Below are 17,234 nucleotides of genomic sequence, written 5' to 3'. Positions count from 1 at the left end.
AGCCAGCCCGTCCGATGGTAAGATCCGCCCGACGAACGCCAAAAAGCGGGCCAATACCGTGTTGAACAACAAGAAATCCTTGCCGCACCTCAAGGGTCCGCCGACGCCGGACACCGGGTGCCTGCCGTTCTTTCACCCGACGCGAGTCGTGTTCGTCGATGATGATCCCAATTTTCTCAAATACTTCCCGCCGGGCCTGAACGCCAACTTCCCCATCTCGTGTTACGCATCGCCCGGGGCCTTGCTGACCGATATCGCCCGGGGCCGGTTGGAGACCCAGCTCCAGGTCGAGTGCTGGAGCAGTTACACGGGCCGCTTCGCTGACCCGCAGCTCGAGCAGATGCTGTCGCTGGACAAGACGATGCTGTTGATGCGGGTCTTTGGACGGCACCGTTTCAACCCTGTAAGTGTCATAGTGGTGGACTACGACATGCCGGAGATGGACGGCCTGGAACTATGCCGACGGCTCGCCCACCTGCCCTGCCGGAAAATCCTGCTGACCGGCCAGGCCAGCGAGGCGCACGCGGTCGCCGCCTTCAACGAGGACCTGATCGACTTCTTCCTGCCTAAGGGCGCCCGCAACTGCGTCAGCCTCCTGCGCGAGCGCATTGCGCGCTATCAGCGGGCCTTCATCGCCGACGCCTCCCGCCTGGTCCGCCAGGCCTTGCGTGCCGAGATTCTCATGGACTGGGAGGACCCGGGCTTCTGTGACCTCTTCGCCCACCTGTGCGAGGATTTGGACATCATCGAGTATTACGTGATTGCCGACCCGCTGGACGGCTTCATGCTGGTGGACGAGCACGGCCGGGGCCGTCTGTTGCTGACCTTCAGCGCCGCCGCGCTCGCCGCGCAGGCCACCATGGCGCGGATCGCGGGGGCCCCGCCGACGGTGGTGGAGCGCCTGGAGCGGCGGCAGGCCGCCACCTTCTTCGCGCAGGAGCAGGGCGAGGCCGTGCTCGACGCGGCGGCTTGGTGCCTCGCCTGCGTGCCCGTGCAGCCCTTTCCGACCCGCCCGGACCGCTACTATGCCCTCCTCGAGGCCCCTGCTCCCTTCGATGTGTCGCCCAACACCGTGCTGGGACTGCGCGCCTATCTGCAAGGACAGGCCTGAGGTCGGCCCCGTGACCCGCGGCCAACCGCACCCCGCGCGCAAATTCACCGCTTAACCCACGGCGCAACCCGGGATACTATAGCAACTGTCCGCGGCACCGCCCGTCACCGCTCACCCGCCCGGGTGGGTTCACCCGGTGCGCCGCACTACCCGCGCCATCAGTCCTGCAAGGATATCCCAGTGAGATCGAAACCCCGCACCCCTTGGTCCCTGCCGGCGCTGGCGCTGGCCCTGGTGCTGCCGCTGGCCCTGGCCTTGGTGCCGCCGCGCCCCGCCCAGGTCGCCGCGCAGTCCGCTGGGGACACTCCCGCGCCCGCGCCGCCGATCCCCGTCATCGTCCAGCCGCCGGCCCCGCAACGGCCGCCCCGCCCCCCCATCGCCGAGCTGGTCCCGCCGGGCCTAGGCCTCAGCTCGGCCTCGGCCCTGGTGGTGGACGAGGCGGGCCGGGCCCTCTATGCCAAAGGGACCCGCGACCAGCGACCCATCGCCTCCATCACCAAGCTCATGACGGCCATGGTGGTGCTGGATTCCGCGGTGCCTTTGGACCAACCCCTGACGATCCTGGAGGAGGACCGGGACCAACTGCGCCATAGCCGTTCGCGCCTGCGCATCGACCGGGCGGCCACCCTGCAACGGCGCGAGGTACTGGCCGTCGCCCTGATGTCCTCCGACAACCGCGCTGCTGCGGCCCTGGGGCGGACCACCTTCCCCGGCGGCAAACCGATCTTCGTGGCGGCCATGAACCGCAAGGCCGAGGCGCTGGGGATGCTCGACTCCCGGTTCGCGGACCCCACCGGCCTGGATGGCAACAACACCTCCACCGCGGAGGACCTCGTGATGATGGCGCGGGCGGCCGCGGCCTATCCCCTGATCCGCGAGCTCACCACCAGCGCGTCCATGGAGGTCCACCCCTACGGCGACGCGGGCACCTTGCAGTACCGCAACACCAATCCGCTGGTAAGAAGCCCTGACTGGCACCTGGAACTGAGCAAGACCGGCTTCGTGAACGAGGCCGGGCACTGTCTGGTCATGCGCGCCGTCATCGGCGGGCGGCTGCTCTCGATCGTGCTCCTGGATTCGCCCGGCAAGCGCAGCCCGGTGGGTGACTCCAACCGCCTGCGCAAATGGTTGGAAACGCACCCGCACGGTCTGTCGGGCTGAGCCCAGTGCCCCGCTCGCGAGCGTGTAACCACGCCTTGGTAACGCGTCAGGAACAAGTTAAACACCGAGTCATAACCAGCATGTACGAAGGCGAGCGTTTCAACAGTATCACCCACCTGGTCGGGGCCGTGCTGGCCCTGATCGGGGTGACGGTGCTGGTCACCCTGGCCGGGGTCGAGGGCGGGGCCACGCGGATCATCAGTTTCACCGTCTATGGGGTGACGCTGTTCCTGCTGTACCTGTCGTCGACCCTCTACCACAGCCTGCGGGGGCGCGCGAAGGAGGTCTTCCAGGTCCTCGACCATCACGCGATTTATCTCCTGATCGCCGGCACCTACACCCCCTTCACCCTGGTCGCACTACGCGGCAGCAAGACCGGCTGGTGGCTGTTCGGCGCCGTCTGGGGGTTGGCCCTGATCGGCATGATCACCGACACCCTGCGTGGCGGGGGCGGACGCCTGCTGTCGGTCTGCATCTATTTGCTGATGGGCTGGCTGATCGTCTTCGCCCTGGGCGACATCATCGCCGCCCTGCCCCCGGCCGGCTTCGCCTGGCTGGTAGCGGGCGGGCTCTTCTACACCGTAGGGGTGGCCTTCTACGCCCTCGACAGCCGCTGGCCCTGGTGCCACGGCATCTGGCACCTGTTCGTGCTGGCCGGGAGCGTCAGCCACTACTTTGCGATCTTGCTGTATCTGTAAGGATAAGTAACGAGTCAAAGACAAAATCAAACACAAACCCACTCGTTGCCGTTGCCGTTGCCGTTGCCGTAATCGTTGTCGTTGTCGTAATCGGATAAGCGATGCACTTTGATGTGCGAGAGAATCCGCGGCACTACGATTAACCTCGATTACGACAACGACAACGGCGCTTAGAGCAATGTTCCGCAGGGCCGCGTTCCCTGCACGACCTCACACCCCCGTATCCACCAGCGACAGTACCAGACGGCAGCCGATATCCCGGGCCGCCTCGCCCAGCGGCGCCTGCGCCCGGGCCGCGGTCCGGGCCCGCAGCGGCCCCGCGTCGTAGGAGCCCCCACGCAGGACCCGCGCCCCGTTGCTCTGGGGATCGTTGCGGCCGTCGGCGGGGTCATAGGGATAGGGCAGGTAGCGGCTCAGGGTCCACTCCCAGACATTGCCGGCCAGGTCCAAGACCCCTTCGGGGGTCGCGCCCAGGGGAAAGGTCCCCACCGCTGACGGCTCGCCGACACTGCCCATGCAATTGGCCTGGCCCGCGCTGAAACCCCCTCCCCAGGGATAGACCCGCCCCTGGCCGCCGCGCGCTGCCAGTGCCCACTCCGCCTCGGTCGGCAGGCGCAGCCCATAGCCGCGCGGCAGTTTGGTGTGACGCTTGCGTAACTGGGCATCGAGCCAGACACCATAGGCGAGCGCCTCGAACCAGGTGATACCCACCACCGGCCGATTGCCCTGGCGGCGTTGGTGCGACCACCGCTCGGGCTCGCGTCGCCGCTGCCCCCGGCACCAGGCCCACCCCAAATCCGGCCACCAGTCCCGCCGTTCATAGCCACCGGCCGCGACGAAGGCCTGGAATTGCGCCACGGTCACCGGATAGCGGCCGATCCAGAAGGCATAGTCCAGTTCCAGGCGCCCCTCGCCGCCGACTTCGTTGGACAGGGCACTCTCCAGGTCCGCGGGACCGCCGAGCGTTAAGCTGCCGTGCCTGACCCGTACCAAGCCCAAGGCGGGTTCGCGTTGGCCCCGATAGCGCACCGGCAGATGCAGCCCCCGGGGATGGAAACGCGGGTCACCGAGCCGCGCCAGGACCGCGGCCACCGCCACCCGCTCACCCACCTGGAGCCGCCCGGCCTCCACCAGGGCGGCCAGTCGATGACGGACGCGCTCCAGGGTGCGGGCGCCGGCCGGCGACTCGGCGGCGCGGGTGACGCCGAGCTCGAGCGCCGCCTCGCCCGCCAGCCAGACCCGCCGCCAGGCCGCGTCGTCCGCCGGGGCGTCCGCGGGGCACAGGTGCTCGATCAGCGCGAGCGGGCGCGCGCACTCGCGGTGGCCTTGGACCAGGAAGCCGACCGCGTGCCGGATGGTCTCCTGCCAATCGCTGCGATCGACGGCCAGGGCAGCGACCTGCGCGGCGAAATCGGGGGCATGGGCCAGCTGACAACCGGCCAGATACTCGCGCAAGGCGCGGTGCGGAAAGTCGAAGTCCCCCGGACGCTCCTCGCGCAGCAGGCCGGCGCGCTGCTTGATCAGGTCCACCAGCGACTGCGCCCACTCCAGGTCCCGCCGCGCGTGCAGCGCCTGCAATGACTCGAGTAACTCGGCCTCACCGACCCCGGCGACCCCCACCTGTCCGGGGGCACCCGGCTCCAGGCCGCGCTCGCTGTTGGATTGCACCCGCATGGCCAGGCGCTCGCACCAGCGGATCAGGTCACAGCGGTCCCGATGGACCTCGCGCAGCAGGTCGCTGATGCGCGGCCCCCCCGCGGTGCGCGGCCCATCCAGGCGTGCCAGCAGGATACCGGTGGCGGCCTCGAAGACCTGGGCGCGCGCCGTCGGCAGATCCCGGCGGTGGGTGAAGACCAGCGCCAGGAGTGTGAGCAGCAGCGGATTGGCCGCCAGGTGGGTGAGGTGCCCCTCGCCGAGCCCCTGCTGGAAGAGCAGAGCCAGGCGCTCCGCCTCCGCCCAGGGCAGGTCGCCGCAGGCGCCCAATTCCTGGAACCAATCGGTGACGAAACGACCGATCCGGTCGCGGTCGAAGGGGAGCAACGAGACGACCGGAAAGTCCGGCTCGGGCAACCGCCGCTCCGGCCGGCAATAGGACAACAGCCGGCTGGTGAGGACATAGCGACAACCCGGAGCCCGCTCACGGAAGGCCAGCAGGCTCTCGCGGACCGTCGCCAGGGCCCCCGGCGGCACCTCGTCCAGGCCGTCCCACAACAACACCGCGCGCCCGCCGCGCACCGCCGACTCGAGCGCCCCCAGACAGAAAGTCAGGTTGCGCTCGGCCAGTTCATGGCGGACAAAACCCCACACCAACGCGTCGCTCGTCGCCGTCCCGGCGCCGGCCAGGTCCCCGGACTCGGCCAACCAGGCCGCAAAATCGCGCAGCCGCATCAATAGCGGGAGACAGGACCACTCGGGCTGCGGCCAGCCCGGCAGGGCCGCGCGGTCGCCGGTCGCCAGGGCGTGGGCCAGAAAGGCCAGGAGCGTGGTCTTGCCCGCGCCGGGCTCTCCCAGGATTACCAGGGAACGCCGCAGGATGCTCGCCTCGCACGCGCTCAGGTGACGCGCCCGGGCCTGATCCGGGATCCGCTCCGCGCCGGGGTCCGCTTCCGGAAAGGGGGGCGCGGCCCCGTCCGCCGCCGCCGCCAGGACCTGCGCGGCCAAGTCCTCCGCGAGGGTCAGATCGGTCGCCAATGGGACATAGAGACGGCCGATCCCGGGACCGGCTTGCACGTCATCGATCCCACGCAGCGGCAGGCAGTAGGTACTCAGCGCCGCCAGGTCGCGCAGGATATGCAGTTGCCGTTCCGGGGCCTCGGAGCGCTCGCCGACGAAGATGCCGTTGATGAAGCTGGGGGCGACCCCGGCCGCACCGCCGCCCTCCCCGACCACCCAGCGGCTGCGCACCTGCGCCCGCAGGCGGTCGTCGAGGGCCTGGGCCCGCTCCTGGAGAACCCCAAGTTGGGCGCGTAGCCGCAAGGCCTCCGCCTCGGCGTCCGTCGTCACGGACGCCGCCGCGACCGGCCCCACCGGGTTCTCTTGTTCGCCCTCCGCCGCCGCTTCCCACACGCCTCTGCCCTCTCTTTATGGTTCGCCAGAGCGCCGTATGCGTTTAATCTAACCAGCCTGGCGCCGCCACCGTTGCGCACACACCCGGCGACGCGCGGCGCCCTGCGCGCGCCCGGTCATTATGCCATTGCATTCATCGCACCTGGGCGCGCTGCATGGCGCGCGATCCGCTGCTGTTACCGACCACTGAGCCACATCATGCCCGACACCGCGATCCTCTGGTTCAGGCGCGACCTGCGCCTCGACGACAACCCGGCCCTGAGCCGGGCCATGGCGGAGTGTGAACGGGTCCTGCTGCTCTATATCCATGCGCCCGCCGAGGAGTCACCCTGGGCCCCCGGTGCCGCCGCCAGGTGGTGGCTGCACGGCAGTCTGCGCGCACTCGATCACGACCTGCGCGAACGGGGCAGCCGACTCCTGATCGCGACGGGCGAGAGCCTCGCGGTCCTCGCCCGGATCAGCGCCCAGACCGGTGCCGCCCGCGTCTACTGGAACCGGCTCTACGACCCCGCCACCCGCGCGCGCGACGCCCACATCAAGCTGGCCCTGCGCGCCCAGGGCCTGCGCTGCGAGAGTCATAATGCCGCCCTGCTGCGCGAACCCTGGGACCTGCTCACCGGAACCGGCAGTCCCTATAAAGTGTACAGCGCTTTTTGGCGCAAGGCGTCGTCGGACTTGAGCGGCTTGGCCGCCAACGCACCGCTGCCGGCCCCCGCCGGACTCAAACGGCCACCCGCCGTGGACACACCGGTGCAGGTCGAGCTCGACGCCCTGGGCCTCCTGCCGCGGATCCCCTGGGACCAGGGACTCGCCGCGCGCTGGCAACCGGGGGAGTCCGCCGCCCTGGCGCGCGCCCGGTGTTTCATCGGCGGTGCGCCGGACGCCCCGCCCCCTGGCACCGCCGCGCTGGACGGATACGCGCAGGGCCGCGACCTGCCGGGCCAACCCGGCACCTCCAGTCTATCGCCCCACCTGCACTTCGGCGAGATCGGCCCCCGACGACTGCTCGCACTCATCGAGCAACGGTACGGATCGATCACGGCCCCGGCCGCGGAGGCCTTTGTGCGCGAGCTCGGCTGGCGTGAATTCGCCCACCACCTGCTTTATCACTTCCCGCACACCACGACCACGCCCTTGGACCCCCGTTTCGCCCGCTTCCCCTGGCGCACCGCCGACGCCGCGGCCTTGCTCGCCGCCTGGCAGCGCGGCCACACCGGCGTCCCCCTGGTAGACGCGGGGATGCGCGAACTCTGGCACACCGGCTGGATGCACAACCGGGTGCGGATGGTGGTCGCCTCCTACCTCACCAAGAACCTGCGCCTGCCCTGGCAGGCCGGCGCCGACTGGTTTTGGGACACCCTGGTCGATGCCGATCTCGCGGCCAATACCCTGGGTTGGCAATGGATCGCCGGCTGCGGGGCCGACGCCGCCCCCTATTTTCGCGTCTTCAACCCGGTGCGCCAAGGCGAGCGCTTCGACCCCCGGGGCGACTATGTGCGGCGCTGGTGTCCCGAACTCGCCCGGGTACCGGACCGGTTCATCCACCAGCCCTGGGCCGCCCCCACCGCCATCCTGGGCAGCGCCGGGGTGGTCCTGGGCCGCGACTATCCGCACCCCCTGGTCGACCTCGCCCGCTCCCGGCTGGAGGCACTGGCGGCCTTCGACAGCATCAAGACCGCATGATCGCGCGCTCCCAGAGAGAGCAGTCATCCACAGATGAACACAGATTATCACAGATGACTCCTCGACTTACGCTTGGCCGGGGACTCACCTTGCCGGTGATTGTGACAATGGCGATCAGCGCATGACGATTCAAAGAACATCTGTGTTCATCTGTGTTCATCTGTGGATTCTTGAATTATGGCATTCCTGACCATCGGCTTCCTGTTGGGTCTGGCCGCCGGTTTCGCGCCCGGCCCGGTCTTAGCACTCGTGATTTCCGAAACCCTGGCCCATGGGCTGAGATCCGGTATCAAGGTGGCCCTGGCCCCGCTGATGACCGACCTGCCGGTGATCGTCGCCACCGTCTTCATCCTGGCACGGCTCACGCATTTCAATCACATACTGGGAATAATCTCACTCACCGGCGCTTGCTTCATCGGCTATCTCGGCTACGAGAGCATCCGCTCCCAGGGACTCAGACTCGCTGATGGGCAGCGAGCGCCCAGATCGCTGACCAAGGGCATGTTGACCAATCTTCTCAGCCCCTATCCCTACCTGTTCTGGTTCAGCGTCGGCGCCCCGACCATGGTCAAGGCACTGCAGCTCGACCCTTCTTACGCGCTGGCGTTCATTGGCGCCTTCTATTGCGCCCTGGTCGGCGCGAAAATCGCCCTCGCGCTGGCGGTCGAGACCTCGCGCTCGTTCCTGAGCGGCAGGATGTATATCTACAGTTCCCGAGTGATTGGGGTGGTGTTGTGTATCCTGGCCTTGGGCCTTTTTCGTGACGGCTTGAGACTACTGGGATTTGCGTTAATTTGCGGCTAAACTGCTGTTTCCGGGATAACAGCCACCCTGCCACCCCACCCAGGAACTCAAACGATGTCCCTTCAACCCAAACCGCGACTCCAGTTCGCCGACTGGCTGGCCGCCGAGCGCGCGTCGGATCAGGGCCGCACCGAATTTCTGGACGGCGAGGTCTTCGCCATGGCGGGCGCCTCCGAGGCCCACAACCTGATTGCCGGCAACGTCTACGGGGAACTGCGCACGGCCTTCAAGGGCCGCCCCTGCTATGTCTACACCAGTGACATGAAGGTCCGGATCGAGTCCGCCAACTTGGGCACCTACCCGGACGTGATGGCGGTCTGCGGGGAGCGGCGGTTCTGGGACGACCGCCGGGATGTCATCACCAACCCCACGCTCATCGTCGAAGTCCTCTCCGACAGCACGGAGTCCTACGACCGCGGCGACAAGTTCGCCTACTACCGCAGCCTCCCGAGCCTGAGCGCCTATCTGCTGCTCTCCCAGCACCGGGTCGGTGCCGAACTCTTTCTGCGTCAGGGCGGCGGCGACTGGCTGCTGCGTACCTACAGCGACCTGCGCGACGGGATACCGCTGACCGCGCTCGATGCCTTACTGCCGCTCAGTGAGGTCTACGACAAGGTCGAGTTCGGGCCGGGCTCGTAGGCGAGGACGCGCATTGGTCTTGGCTCTACGTGGGCCACCGTACAGATTCCCGGCGACGGTCGGCACAGTATGGATAGTTACCCCCACTAACGGACTAAGCAACATGCTCACTGCCCAAGCTGTACCTGTCAACCCCTTCGGTAACGAAACGCTGATCGTCGACCGCACTCAGAACCAATATCAGAGCGGCCACAGCGCGTTAAGCTGGGGCGCGATCGTCGGCGGCGCCGCCGCTGCCGCTTCATTGTGGAATCGGAGCAATCATCAGTGGCGGCATCCAATCCAGTGTGATAACACCGGCAACCAGCGTTGCCGACGCGGACGCGTCAATGGCCGCTGCCGACGGCACGCCCGGCACAGTGAACGACGATACGGACTACTTCGTCGACTCATTGTTCCGCGCGGGTCCTACGGCAGTCAACAGCGACGGACCCAGTGCGGCCGTGTCCGTGAAGACGACCCGCATCTTCACCAATGGTCTACGCCTGGGTGCATTACCGGCGGATGATATCCGCTATGCCGGGCAGTTGGTGGTCACCCAGACGGGGCTCAGCCAGTCGGAGGCCCAGACGCGCGTGGCTGATACCTTTGCGCGTTGGCAAGCCGCGCGCAAGGATGCCTCGGTGACCGATCGGGCAGTGGCTGAGAAGGCCCGTACTGCATCCGCCACCGCCGCGATCTGGCTGTTCCTGTCGCTGCTGTTTGGGGCTGTGGTCGCGAGTAATGCTGCCATGTTCGGCGGCCGCCGACGCGACGCAAGAAACCCGACGCTTACTGCTGATTTGACCCAACACCCAGCCTGAGCGAACCGACTGAACCCGCGCGTTGCGCCTTCGTGAGCGAACCCTCATGCTGTCGCAGCGCCGGGAGAATAGTACAGAATCCGCGCGCCCCTCACGCAAACGGACGGCCATCTGGGAATCCCAGGAGCATGCGATGAACGCCATGAGCTGGAACGAAGAAAGCGGGCGGACCGCCATGATTGAAGAAGCGCGTGCGCTGCTGTCCATCATCGCCGCAGACCAAGCCGGCGAAGAGATCGACGAGGATACGGTCTCCCGGACGATGCGATTGACCATGGTGAAGATGGCCGGGCGGTTAGCGGCGGAGATCAGCGCGCAACTGCAAACCGCCACCGCGGAGCCGAGGACAACGAACCAAGCCAAGTACGTCGGCCGTCTTATTTGGATCTAAATCGTCGTCCGGGCGCATCGCAAATCCTGCATATGAAAGTCGCGCACCGACGCTGTGGGAGCGGCTTCAGCCGCGACGGCCCGCGCGGGGAACGCGGCATCGGCGTTCGCCGCGGCGCCGGATCGCGGCCGCCGCCCGCTCCCACAAGGGCCTTTCTGTTCCGGCCGGACCAGTCGACCACCGGTTTCGGCCCTATAATCTTTTCCTTTCCACCTCGACCGGGAACTGAAACGATGTCCCTGCAGCCCAAACCACAACTCCAGTTCGCCGACTGGCTGGCCGCCGAGCGCGCCTCGGATCAGGGCCGCACCGAATTCCTGGACGGCGAGGTCTTCGCCATGGCGGGCGGCACCGAGACCCATAACCTGATCTGCGGGAACGTCCTGCGTGAACTGGGCACCCGCTTCAAGGGCCGCCCCTGCTATGTCTACACCAGTGACATGAAGGTCCGGATCGAGTCCGCCAACCTGGGCACCTACCCGGACGTGATGGCGGTCTGCGGGGAGCGGCGGTTCTGGGACGAACGCCGGGATGTCATCACCAATCCCACGCTCATCGTCGAGGTCCTCTCCGACAGCACGGAGTCCTACGACCGCGGCGACAAGTTCGCCTACTACCGCAGCCTCCCGAGCCTGAGCGCCTATCTGCTGCTCTCCCAGCACCGGGTCGGTGCCGAACTCTTTCTGCGTCAAGGCGGTGGGGACTGGCTGCTGCGTAGCTACAGCGACCTGCGCGAGGACGTGCCGCTGATTGCGCTCGATGCCGTGCTGCCGCTCAGCGAGGTCTACGACAAGGTCGAGTTCGGGGCGGGCTCGTAGGCGGCGGTCGTGGTCCCGACCATCTTCGCCGACCGCGAGGGCGTTGGTCCGCACAGCGGACCCTACGACGGCGCGACCCGCCGTCCGGCTGAAGTCTCGACCTCCGGTTGGGGTGCGCGCCGGTCCTGAGTTCGGGTTGGCCGACACCTCACAGGGTCGCGATGCGCACCCCATAGACCCCGCCGACCACGACGAACTCGTCCTCGCCCTTGAGCATCCCGGGCAGCAGGCGGTTGTAGAAGAAGACCTTGGCGCGCGGGACCTGGGCGGTCAGCAGGTAGTCGCCGAACTCGTCGGCGCGCTCCCGGTCGCTGGTGAAGCTGTTGAGATTGTTGAGCAGGACGAGATAGGAGCCGTCCGGCTCGCGGCCCAAGACCTCGTGGTCGCCGATGGAGTTGATGCCCCGGTGCAGCGTCAGGTGGGTCGTCCCGGGGTGCTGGCGGGCCAGTTCGTACTGACAGTAGGTGTAGAGCAGGTCGAGTTGGGACTCCACGGCGTTAGTGCCATAGATCCCGCGCACCGCCTCCCCCTGGAACCAGAGATAGTCCTCGCTGCCGCGACCGTGCAGGGGCCGCCCGTGGTGGCGGGCCAGCAGGCCGAAGCGGGTCTCGGCCCAGTATTTGAGCACGGCCCCCTCGCGGCCGTCCGAGTCGAAGGACCAGCCGCGCACCAGCCGCAGATAGTTGGCGTTGGCCCGGGACTTCTTGCGCCGACCCGGCGTCAGCCCCGCCTCCTCCAAGTCCTCCAGGCAGAAGCGGACGGTCATGTAGTCGGCGAAGCACTGGGCCCGCGCGCCGTGGTCGGCGATGGGGTCCAGGCGCCGGCACAGATCGCTGTGGAAGTCGTGCACCCCATCGATCGCCAGCGGCACCGGGTGCCGCTGGAAGGCGAGGCTGCCCAGGATCCAGGCCGGCAGGTTGCAACGGTTGATGCACAGGCGCGCCGCCGGCGGCAGGGTGGCCGCGGCGGCGAGGAAGGAGGCGTGTCGGGCAAGGTCCATTTCCGACTCCGGCTGTCTGTCATTATCCATACAGCCGCCGCCGCCTTGTCGTGGATGCTACCAAGGCCCAGCGGCCCGAAATATCAATATACATAGTTGTTTTCACGACGTTTATATTACAGTACATGAGATGGCACGCGATTTGCTGATTGCCCGTTGAACGCGAATTTTGTTCAACCGCTGCGAAAGCGACCTACAGGAGAACCTACCCATGGCACTGCGTCAATGCGCCATCTACGGCAAAGGTGGAATCGGCAAGTCCACCACCACCCAGAATCTGGTCGCCGGCCTGGCCGAGGCCGGTAAGAAGGTGATGATCGTCGGCTGCGACCCCAAGGCCGACTCCACCCGTCTGATCCTGCACGCCAAGGCGCAGAACTCCATCATGGAGATGGCGGCGAACGCCGGCAGCGTGGAAGACCTCGAACTGGAGGACGTGCTCAAGGTCGGCTACCGCAATATCAAGTGCGTCGAGTCCGGCGGCCCGGAGCCGGGTGTCGGCTGCGCTGGCCGTGGCGTCATCACCGCCATCAACTTCCTGGAAGAGGAAGGCGCCTACGAGGCGGATCTGGACTTCGTCTTCTATGACGTGCTGGGCGACGTGGTGTGCGGCGGCTTCGCCATGCCCATCCGCGAGAACAAGGCCCAGGAGATCTACATCGTCTGCTCCGGCGAGATGATGGCCATGTACGCGGCCAACAACATCGCCAAGGGCATCGTGAAGTACGCCAACTCCGGTAGCGTGCGCCTGGCCGGCCTGATCTGCAACAGCCGCAACACCGCCCGTGAAGACGAGCTGATCATCGAGTTGGCCCGCCAGCTCGGCACCCAGATGATCCACTTCGTGCCCCGCGACAATGTAGTGCAGCGTGCCGAGATCCGCCGCATGACGGTCATCGAGTACGACCCGACCGCCAAGCAGGCCCAGGAGTACCGGGATCTCGCGCACAAGATCATCAACAACAAGAACTTCGTGATCCCGACCCCGATCACCATGGATGCCCTGGAAGAACTGCTGATGGCCTTCGGTCTGATGGACGAGGAAGACGAGTCGATCGTCGGCAAGGCGGCGGTCGAAGTGGCCTGATCGGGCCGGGACCAAGATCGAGCCCCAGGCGCCCCGGCGCCCTGGTGGTTCAGAACAGTGTTGTTGCGGGGCGTCCCGTCGGCGGATTAGCCGCGGCGCCCGATGCGGAGAGCCACTATGGCAAATTTGACTCGTGAAGAGACCATGGACCTCATCGCCGAGGTCCTGGAAGTCTACCCGGAAAAGGCCAAGAAGGACCGGGCCAAGCACTTGGCGGTCAACGACCAGTCGATCGAGCAGTCCAAGAAGTGCATCACCTCCAACCGCAAGTCCCTGCCCGGGGTCATGACGGTGCGCGGCTGTGCCTATGCCGGTTCCAAGGGGGTGGTGTGGGGGCCGATCAAGGACGTGATCCATATCTCCCACGGACCCGTCGGCTGCGGTCAGTATTCCCGCGCCGGGCGCCGCAACTACTATGTCGGCATGACCGGGGTCAACACCTTCGGCACCATGAATTTCACGTCCGACTTCCAGGAGAAGGACATCGTCTTCGGCGGCGACAAGAAGCTCGCCAAGCTGATCGACGAGATCGAGGGGCTGTTCCCGCTCAACAAGGGCATCACCATCCAGTCCGAATGCCCGATCGGGCTCATCGGCGACGACATCGAGGCGGTCTCCAAGAAGAAGGCCAAGGAACTGGAAAAGCCGATCGTCCCGGTGCGTTGCGAGGGCTTCCGCGGGGTCTCCCAGTCGCTCGGTCACCACATCGCCAACGATGCCATCCGCGACTGGGTCATCGGCAACCGCGACGGTGACGACTCCTTCCCGACCACACCCTATGACGTGGCGGTGATCGGCGACTACAACATCGGCGGCGACGCCTGGGCCTCGCGCATCCTGCTCGAGGAGATGGGCTTGCGGGTGGTCGCCCAGTGGGCCGGCGACGGCACCATCGCCGAGATGGAGTTGACCCCCAAGGTCAAGCTCAACCTCATCCACTGCTACCGGTCCATGAACTACATCAGCCGGCACATGGAAGAGAAGTACGGGATCCCGTGGATGGAATACAACTTCTTCGGGCCCACCAAGATCGCCGAGTCCCTGCGCAAGATCGCCGCCTTCTTCGATGAGACCATCCAGGCCGGGGCGGAGCGGGTCATCGCCAAGTACGAGGCGCAACACGCGGCCGTCATCGCCAAGTACCGTCCGCGGCTGGAAGGCAAGCGCGTCATGCTCTATGTCGGCGGCCTGCGTCCGCGCCATATCATCGGCGCCTACGAGGATCTCGGGATGGAGGTGGTCGGCACCGGCTACGAGTTCGCCCACAACGACGACTATGACCGCACCATCAAGGACATGGCCGACTCCACGCTGCTCTACGACGACGTGACCGGCTACGAGTTCGAGGAATTCGTCAAGCGCATCAAGCCCGACCTGATCGGCTCCGGCATCAAGGAGAAGTACATCTTCCAGAAGATGGGCATCCCCTTCCGCCAGATGCACTCCTGGGACTACTCCGGCCCCTATCACGGCTATGACGGCTTCTCGATCTTCGCCCGCGACATGGACATGACCATCAACAACCCCTGCTGGGGCAAGATGACGGCCCCCTGGCTGGTCGAGGAGGAGGCCCAGGCACAGCCGCTGCGGGCTCGCGCCTGAGACCGCCCCGCGGGTGCGCCCGGCGCACCCGGTTCACGTTCGCACGGGTGCGCCTGGCGCACCCGGCCCGATCCCATCATGCCGTCGTCCGCGGATTAGCGGCGCGGCAGGAGAATTGAGATGAGCCAGACAGTCGACGACATCAAGCCGAGCTACCCGCTGTTCCGGACGCCGGAGTACAAGGAGAACCTCGCCAAAAAGCGCGACACGGTCGAGGAGGCCCACACGCCCGAGCGGCTCGCGCAGGTCTTCCAGTGGACCACCACCGAGGAGTACAAGGAACTCAATTTCAAGCGCGAGGCCCTGACCATCAACCCGGCCAAGGCCTGCCAGCCGCTGGGCGCGGTGCTCTGCGCCCTGGGCTTTGAAAAGACCCTGCCCTATGTGCACGGCTCCCAGGGGTGCGTAGCCTATTTCCGCTCCTATTTCAACCGTCACTTCAAGGAGCCGATCGCCTGCGTCTCCGATTCCATGACCGAGGACGCGGCGGTCTTCGGCGGCCAGAAGAACATGTTCGACGGTCTGGAGAACGCGCTCGCGCTCTACAAGCCGGAGATGATCGCCGTCTCCACCACCTGCATGGCCGAGGTCATCGGCGATGATCTCAGCAGCTTCATCACCAACGCCAAGAAGGAGGGTCATATCCCGGACGCACTGCCGGTTCCCTTCGCCCATACCCCGAGCTTCGTCGGTTCCCATACCACCGGCTGGGACAACATGTTCGAGGGCATCATCCGCTTCTTCAGCCTCAACGTGATGGACAGCAAGAAGGTCGGCAGCAACGGCAAGCTCAACATCGTGCCCGGCTTCGAGACCTATCTGGGCAACTACCGGGTCATCCACCGGATGCTCGATGAGATGGGCGTGGCCCACAGCATGTTGTGCGACCCCACCGAGGTGCTGGATACCCCGGCCGACGGCGAGTATCGCATGTACGCCGGCGGCACGACCCAGGCCGAGATCAAGGACGCCCCCAACGCCATCGACACCCTGATGCTCCAGCCCTGGCAGTTGCCCAAGACCAAGAAGCATGTCGAACTGGTCTGGAACCAGCCGGCCACCCACATCAATATCCCGATGGGGCTGGAATGGACCGACGACTTCCTGATGAAGGTCTCCGAGCTGAGCGGCAAGCCCATCCCCGCCTCGCTGGCCAAGGAGCGCGGCCGGCTGGTGGATATGATGACCGACAGCCACGCCTGGCTGCACGGCAAGAAGTTTGCCCTCTACGGCGATGCCGACTATGTGCTGGGGATGGTCAAGTTCCTGCTGGAACTGGGCGCCGAGCCCACCGACATCCTGTGCAATCAGGCGAATAAGCGCTGGAAGAAGGAGTTGGAGGGGATTCTGGCCGCCTCGCCCTACGGCAAGCTCGCGACGGTCCATACCGGCGCGGACCTGTGGCACTTCCGCTCCCTGATGTTCACCAACAAGCCGGACTTCATGATCGGCAACTCCTACGGCAAGTTCATTCAGCGCGACACCCTGCACAAGGGTAAGGAGTTCGAGGTCCCGCTGATCCGTATCGGATTCCCGATCTTCGACCGTCATCACCTGCACCGGATGACGACCCTGGGGTATGAGGGGGCCATGTATATCCTCACCACCCTGGTCAACGCGGTCCTGGAGCGCCTCGACGAGGAGACCCGAGGCATGGGCACCACGGACTATAATTACGACCTGGTGCGGTAGGTCGGGTCAGCGAAGCGTAACCCGACAGCAGCCGGCAGGAAGCCGCGGGTCAAGGCGCGCAGCGGCAGTTCGCGGCAAGGACCGATCGCCGCGGCGCGCCTGACCCGACCTACGACGACGGCGGTCGACACAGACTCAAGGTAAACCAATGCCCAGCGTAATGATCCGTAAGAGCGACAGCGGCGCGCTCCTCTTCTATGTCGCCAAGAAGGACATGGAGGAGACCATCGCCACCGTGGAGACCGACACCCCGCAGACCTGGGGCGGCGAGGTGGAACTGACCGACGGGTCGCGGTGGTATGTCGACCCCATCAGCCCGCCGCCGGTCTTTCCGACCACCCTGCGTTTCAAGCGCGCCGACTAGACCGGTCGATAGACCTGTAAGCCGCCGCCGCGTGCGGCCCCGTTTCAACGAACACCGGAGACTCCTATGGCCATGCAAATCCTGAAATCCGCCTGCACCGCCTGCGGTGACTGCGTGACAGTCTGCCCCACCAAGTCGATCAGCCCCTTCAAGGGCCTCTACAAGATCGACCCCGACACCTGCACCGAGTGCGAGGGCGAATTCGACATGCCCCAGTGTGTCAATGCCTGCATGGAGGACAACTGTATCGTCCCGGCCTGAGGCACTGAAGAAGAGTATGGTCCGCAAATGAACGCAAATTAACGCAAATGAAGA

The 17,234-nt window shown here is 66.2% G+C and carries 16 protein-coding genes; 14 read left to right on the top strand and 2 right to left on the bottom strand.

Annotated features, from left to right (window positions below):
• The first annotated feature begins 61 nt into the window (after positions 1–61).
• From THSYN_RS09025 to trhA, 3 genes are all read left to right on the top strand, one after another.
• Positions 62–1,111, top strand: a complete 1,050-nt coding sequence (locus tag THSYN_RS09025) for a response regulator (protein ID WP_100918840.1) — start codon at positions 62–64, stop codon at positions 1,109–1,111.
• 180 nt (positions 1,112–1,291) lie between these two features.
• Positions 1,292–2,272 (top strand): serine hydrolase, encoded by a 981-nt coding sequence (locus THSYN_RS09020; RefSeq protein WP_236848833.1) that lies wholly within the window; start codon positions 1,292–1,294, stop codon positions 2,270–2,272.
• 80 nt (positions 2,273–2,352) lie between these two features.
• Positions 2,353–2,970, top strand: coding sequence for a PAQR family membrane homeostasis protein TrhA (gene trhA, locus THSYN_RS09015; protein ID WP_100918839.1), 618 nt, complete (start codon positions 2,353–2,355; stop codon positions 2,968–2,970).
• A 210-nt stretch (positions 2,971–3,180) separates the two neighbouring features.
• Here the strand turns inward: trhA and THSYN_RS09010 are convergent, their stop codons facing one another.
• Positions 3,181–6,036, bottom strand: a complete 2,856-nt coding sequence (locus THSYN_RS09010) for an SUMF1/EgtB/PvdO family nonheme iron enzyme (protein ID WP_100918838.1) — start codon at positions 6,034–6,036, stop codon at positions 3,181–3,183.
• Positions 6,037–6,234: 198 nt separating this feature from the next.
• Here THSYN_RS09010 and THSYN_RS09005 point away from each other — a divergent pair, with 198 nt between their 5' ends.
• From THSYN_RS09005 to THSYN_RS08980, 6 genes are all read left to right on the top strand, one after another.
• Positions 6,235–7,719 (top strand): cryptochrome/photolyase family protein, encoded by a 1,485-nt coding sequence (locus tag THSYN_RS09005; RefSeq protein WP_100918837.1) that lies wholly within the window; start codon positions 6,235–6,237, stop codon positions 7,717–7,719.
• A 177-nt stretch (positions 7,720–7,896) separates the two neighbouring features.
• Positions 7,897–8,523 carry a LysE family translocator gene (locus tag THSYN_RS09000; protein ID WP_100918836.1) on the top strand — a complete coding sequence of 209 codons (627 nt, stop codon included), beginning with the start codon at positions 7,897–7,899 and terminating at the stop codon, positions 8,521–8,523.
• Between the two features lie 54 nt (positions 8,524–8,577).
• Positions 8,578–9,162, top strand: coding sequence for a Uma2 family endonuclease (locus THSYN_RS08995; protein WP_100918835.1), 585 nt, complete (start codon positions 8,578–8,580; stop codon positions 9,160–9,162).
• A 329-nt stretch (positions 9,163–9,491) separates the two neighbouring features.
• Positions 9,492–9,965 carry a hypothetical protein gene (locus THSYN_RS08990; RefSeq protein ID WP_100918834.1) on the top strand — a complete coding sequence of 158 codons (474 nt, stop codon included), beginning with the start codon at positions 9,492–9,494 and terminating at the stop codon, positions 9,963–9,965.
• A gap of 133 nt (positions 9,966–10,098) precedes the next feature.
• Positions 10,099–10,356 (top strand): hypothetical protein, encoded by a 258-nt coding sequence (locus tag THSYN_RS08985; RefSeq protein ID WP_100918833.1) that lies wholly within the window; start codon positions 10,099–10,101, stop codon positions 10,354–10,356.
• Positions 10,357–10,589: 233 nt separating this feature from the next.
• Complete coding sequence (locus THSYN_RS08980; protein ID WP_100918832.1) at positions 10,590–11,174, top strand: Uma2 family endonuclease; 585 nt, start codon at positions 10,590–10,592, stop codon at positions 11,172–11,174.
• 148 nt (positions 11,175–11,322) lie between these two features.
• Here the strand turns inward: THSYN_RS08980 and THSYN_RS08975 are convergent, their stop codons facing one another.
• Positions 11,323–12,174, bottom strand: a complete 852-nt coding sequence (locus THSYN_RS08975; protein ID WP_100918831.1) for an NAD(+)--dinitrogen-reductase ADP-D-ribosyltransferase — start codon at positions 12,172–12,174, stop codon at positions 11,323–11,325.
• Between the two features lie 211 nt (positions 12,175–12,385).
• Between THSYN_RS08975 and nifH the strand changes: the two genes are divergently transcribed.
• The 5 genes from nifH to THSYN_RS08950 all read left to right on the top strand — a co-directional run bounded on the left by nifH (position 12,386) and on the right by THSYN_RS08950 (position 17,180).
• Positions 12,386–13,261 carry a nitrogenase iron protein gene (nifH, locus tag THSYN_RS08970; RefSeq protein WP_100918830.1) on the top strand — a complete coding sequence of 292 codons (876 nt, stop codon included), beginning with the start codon at positions 12,386–12,388 and terminating at the stop codon, positions 13,259–13,261.
• Positions 13,262–13,378: 117 nt separating this feature from the next.
• Positions 13,379–14,863 (top strand): nitrogenase molybdenum-iron protein alpha chain, encoded by a 1,485-nt coding sequence (nifD, locus tag THSYN_RS08965; RefSeq protein ID WP_100918829.1) that lies wholly within the window; start codon positions 13,379–13,381, stop codon positions 14,861–14,863.
• 120 nt (positions 14,864–14,983) lie between these two features.
• Entirely contained in the window at positions 14,984–16,555 is a 1,572-nt protein-coding gene (nifK, locus tag THSYN_RS08960; RefSeq protein WP_100918828.1) for a nitrogenase molybdenum-iron protein subunit beta, read from the top strand.
• A 148-nt stretch (positions 16,556–16,703) separates the two neighbouring features.
• The gene (nifT, locus tag THSYN_RS08955; RefSeq protein WP_100918827.1) at positions 16,704–16,919 is read left to right on the top strand and encodes a putative nitrogen fixation protein NifT; all 216 of its coding nucleotides are present in this window, start codon (positions 16,704–16,706) and stop codon (positions 16,917–16,919) included.
• A 66-nt stretch (positions 16,920–16,985) separates the two neighbouring features.
• Positions 16,986–17,180, top strand: a complete 195-nt coding sequence (locus THSYN_RS08950) for a 4Fe-4S dicluster domain-containing protein (protein WP_100918826.1) — start codon at positions 16,986–16,988, stop codon at positions 17,178–17,180.
• The last annotated feature ends 54 nt before the right edge of the window (positions 17,181–17,234 follow it).

It is taken from the genome of Candidatus Thiodictyon syntrophicum, assembly GCF_002813775.1.
Classification (GTDB): Bacteria; Pseudomonadota; Gammaproteobacteria; order Chromatiales; family Chromatiaceae; genus Thiodictyon; species Thiodictyon syntrophicum.
This window is presented reverse-complemented; position numbering and strand designations above follow the sequence as displayed.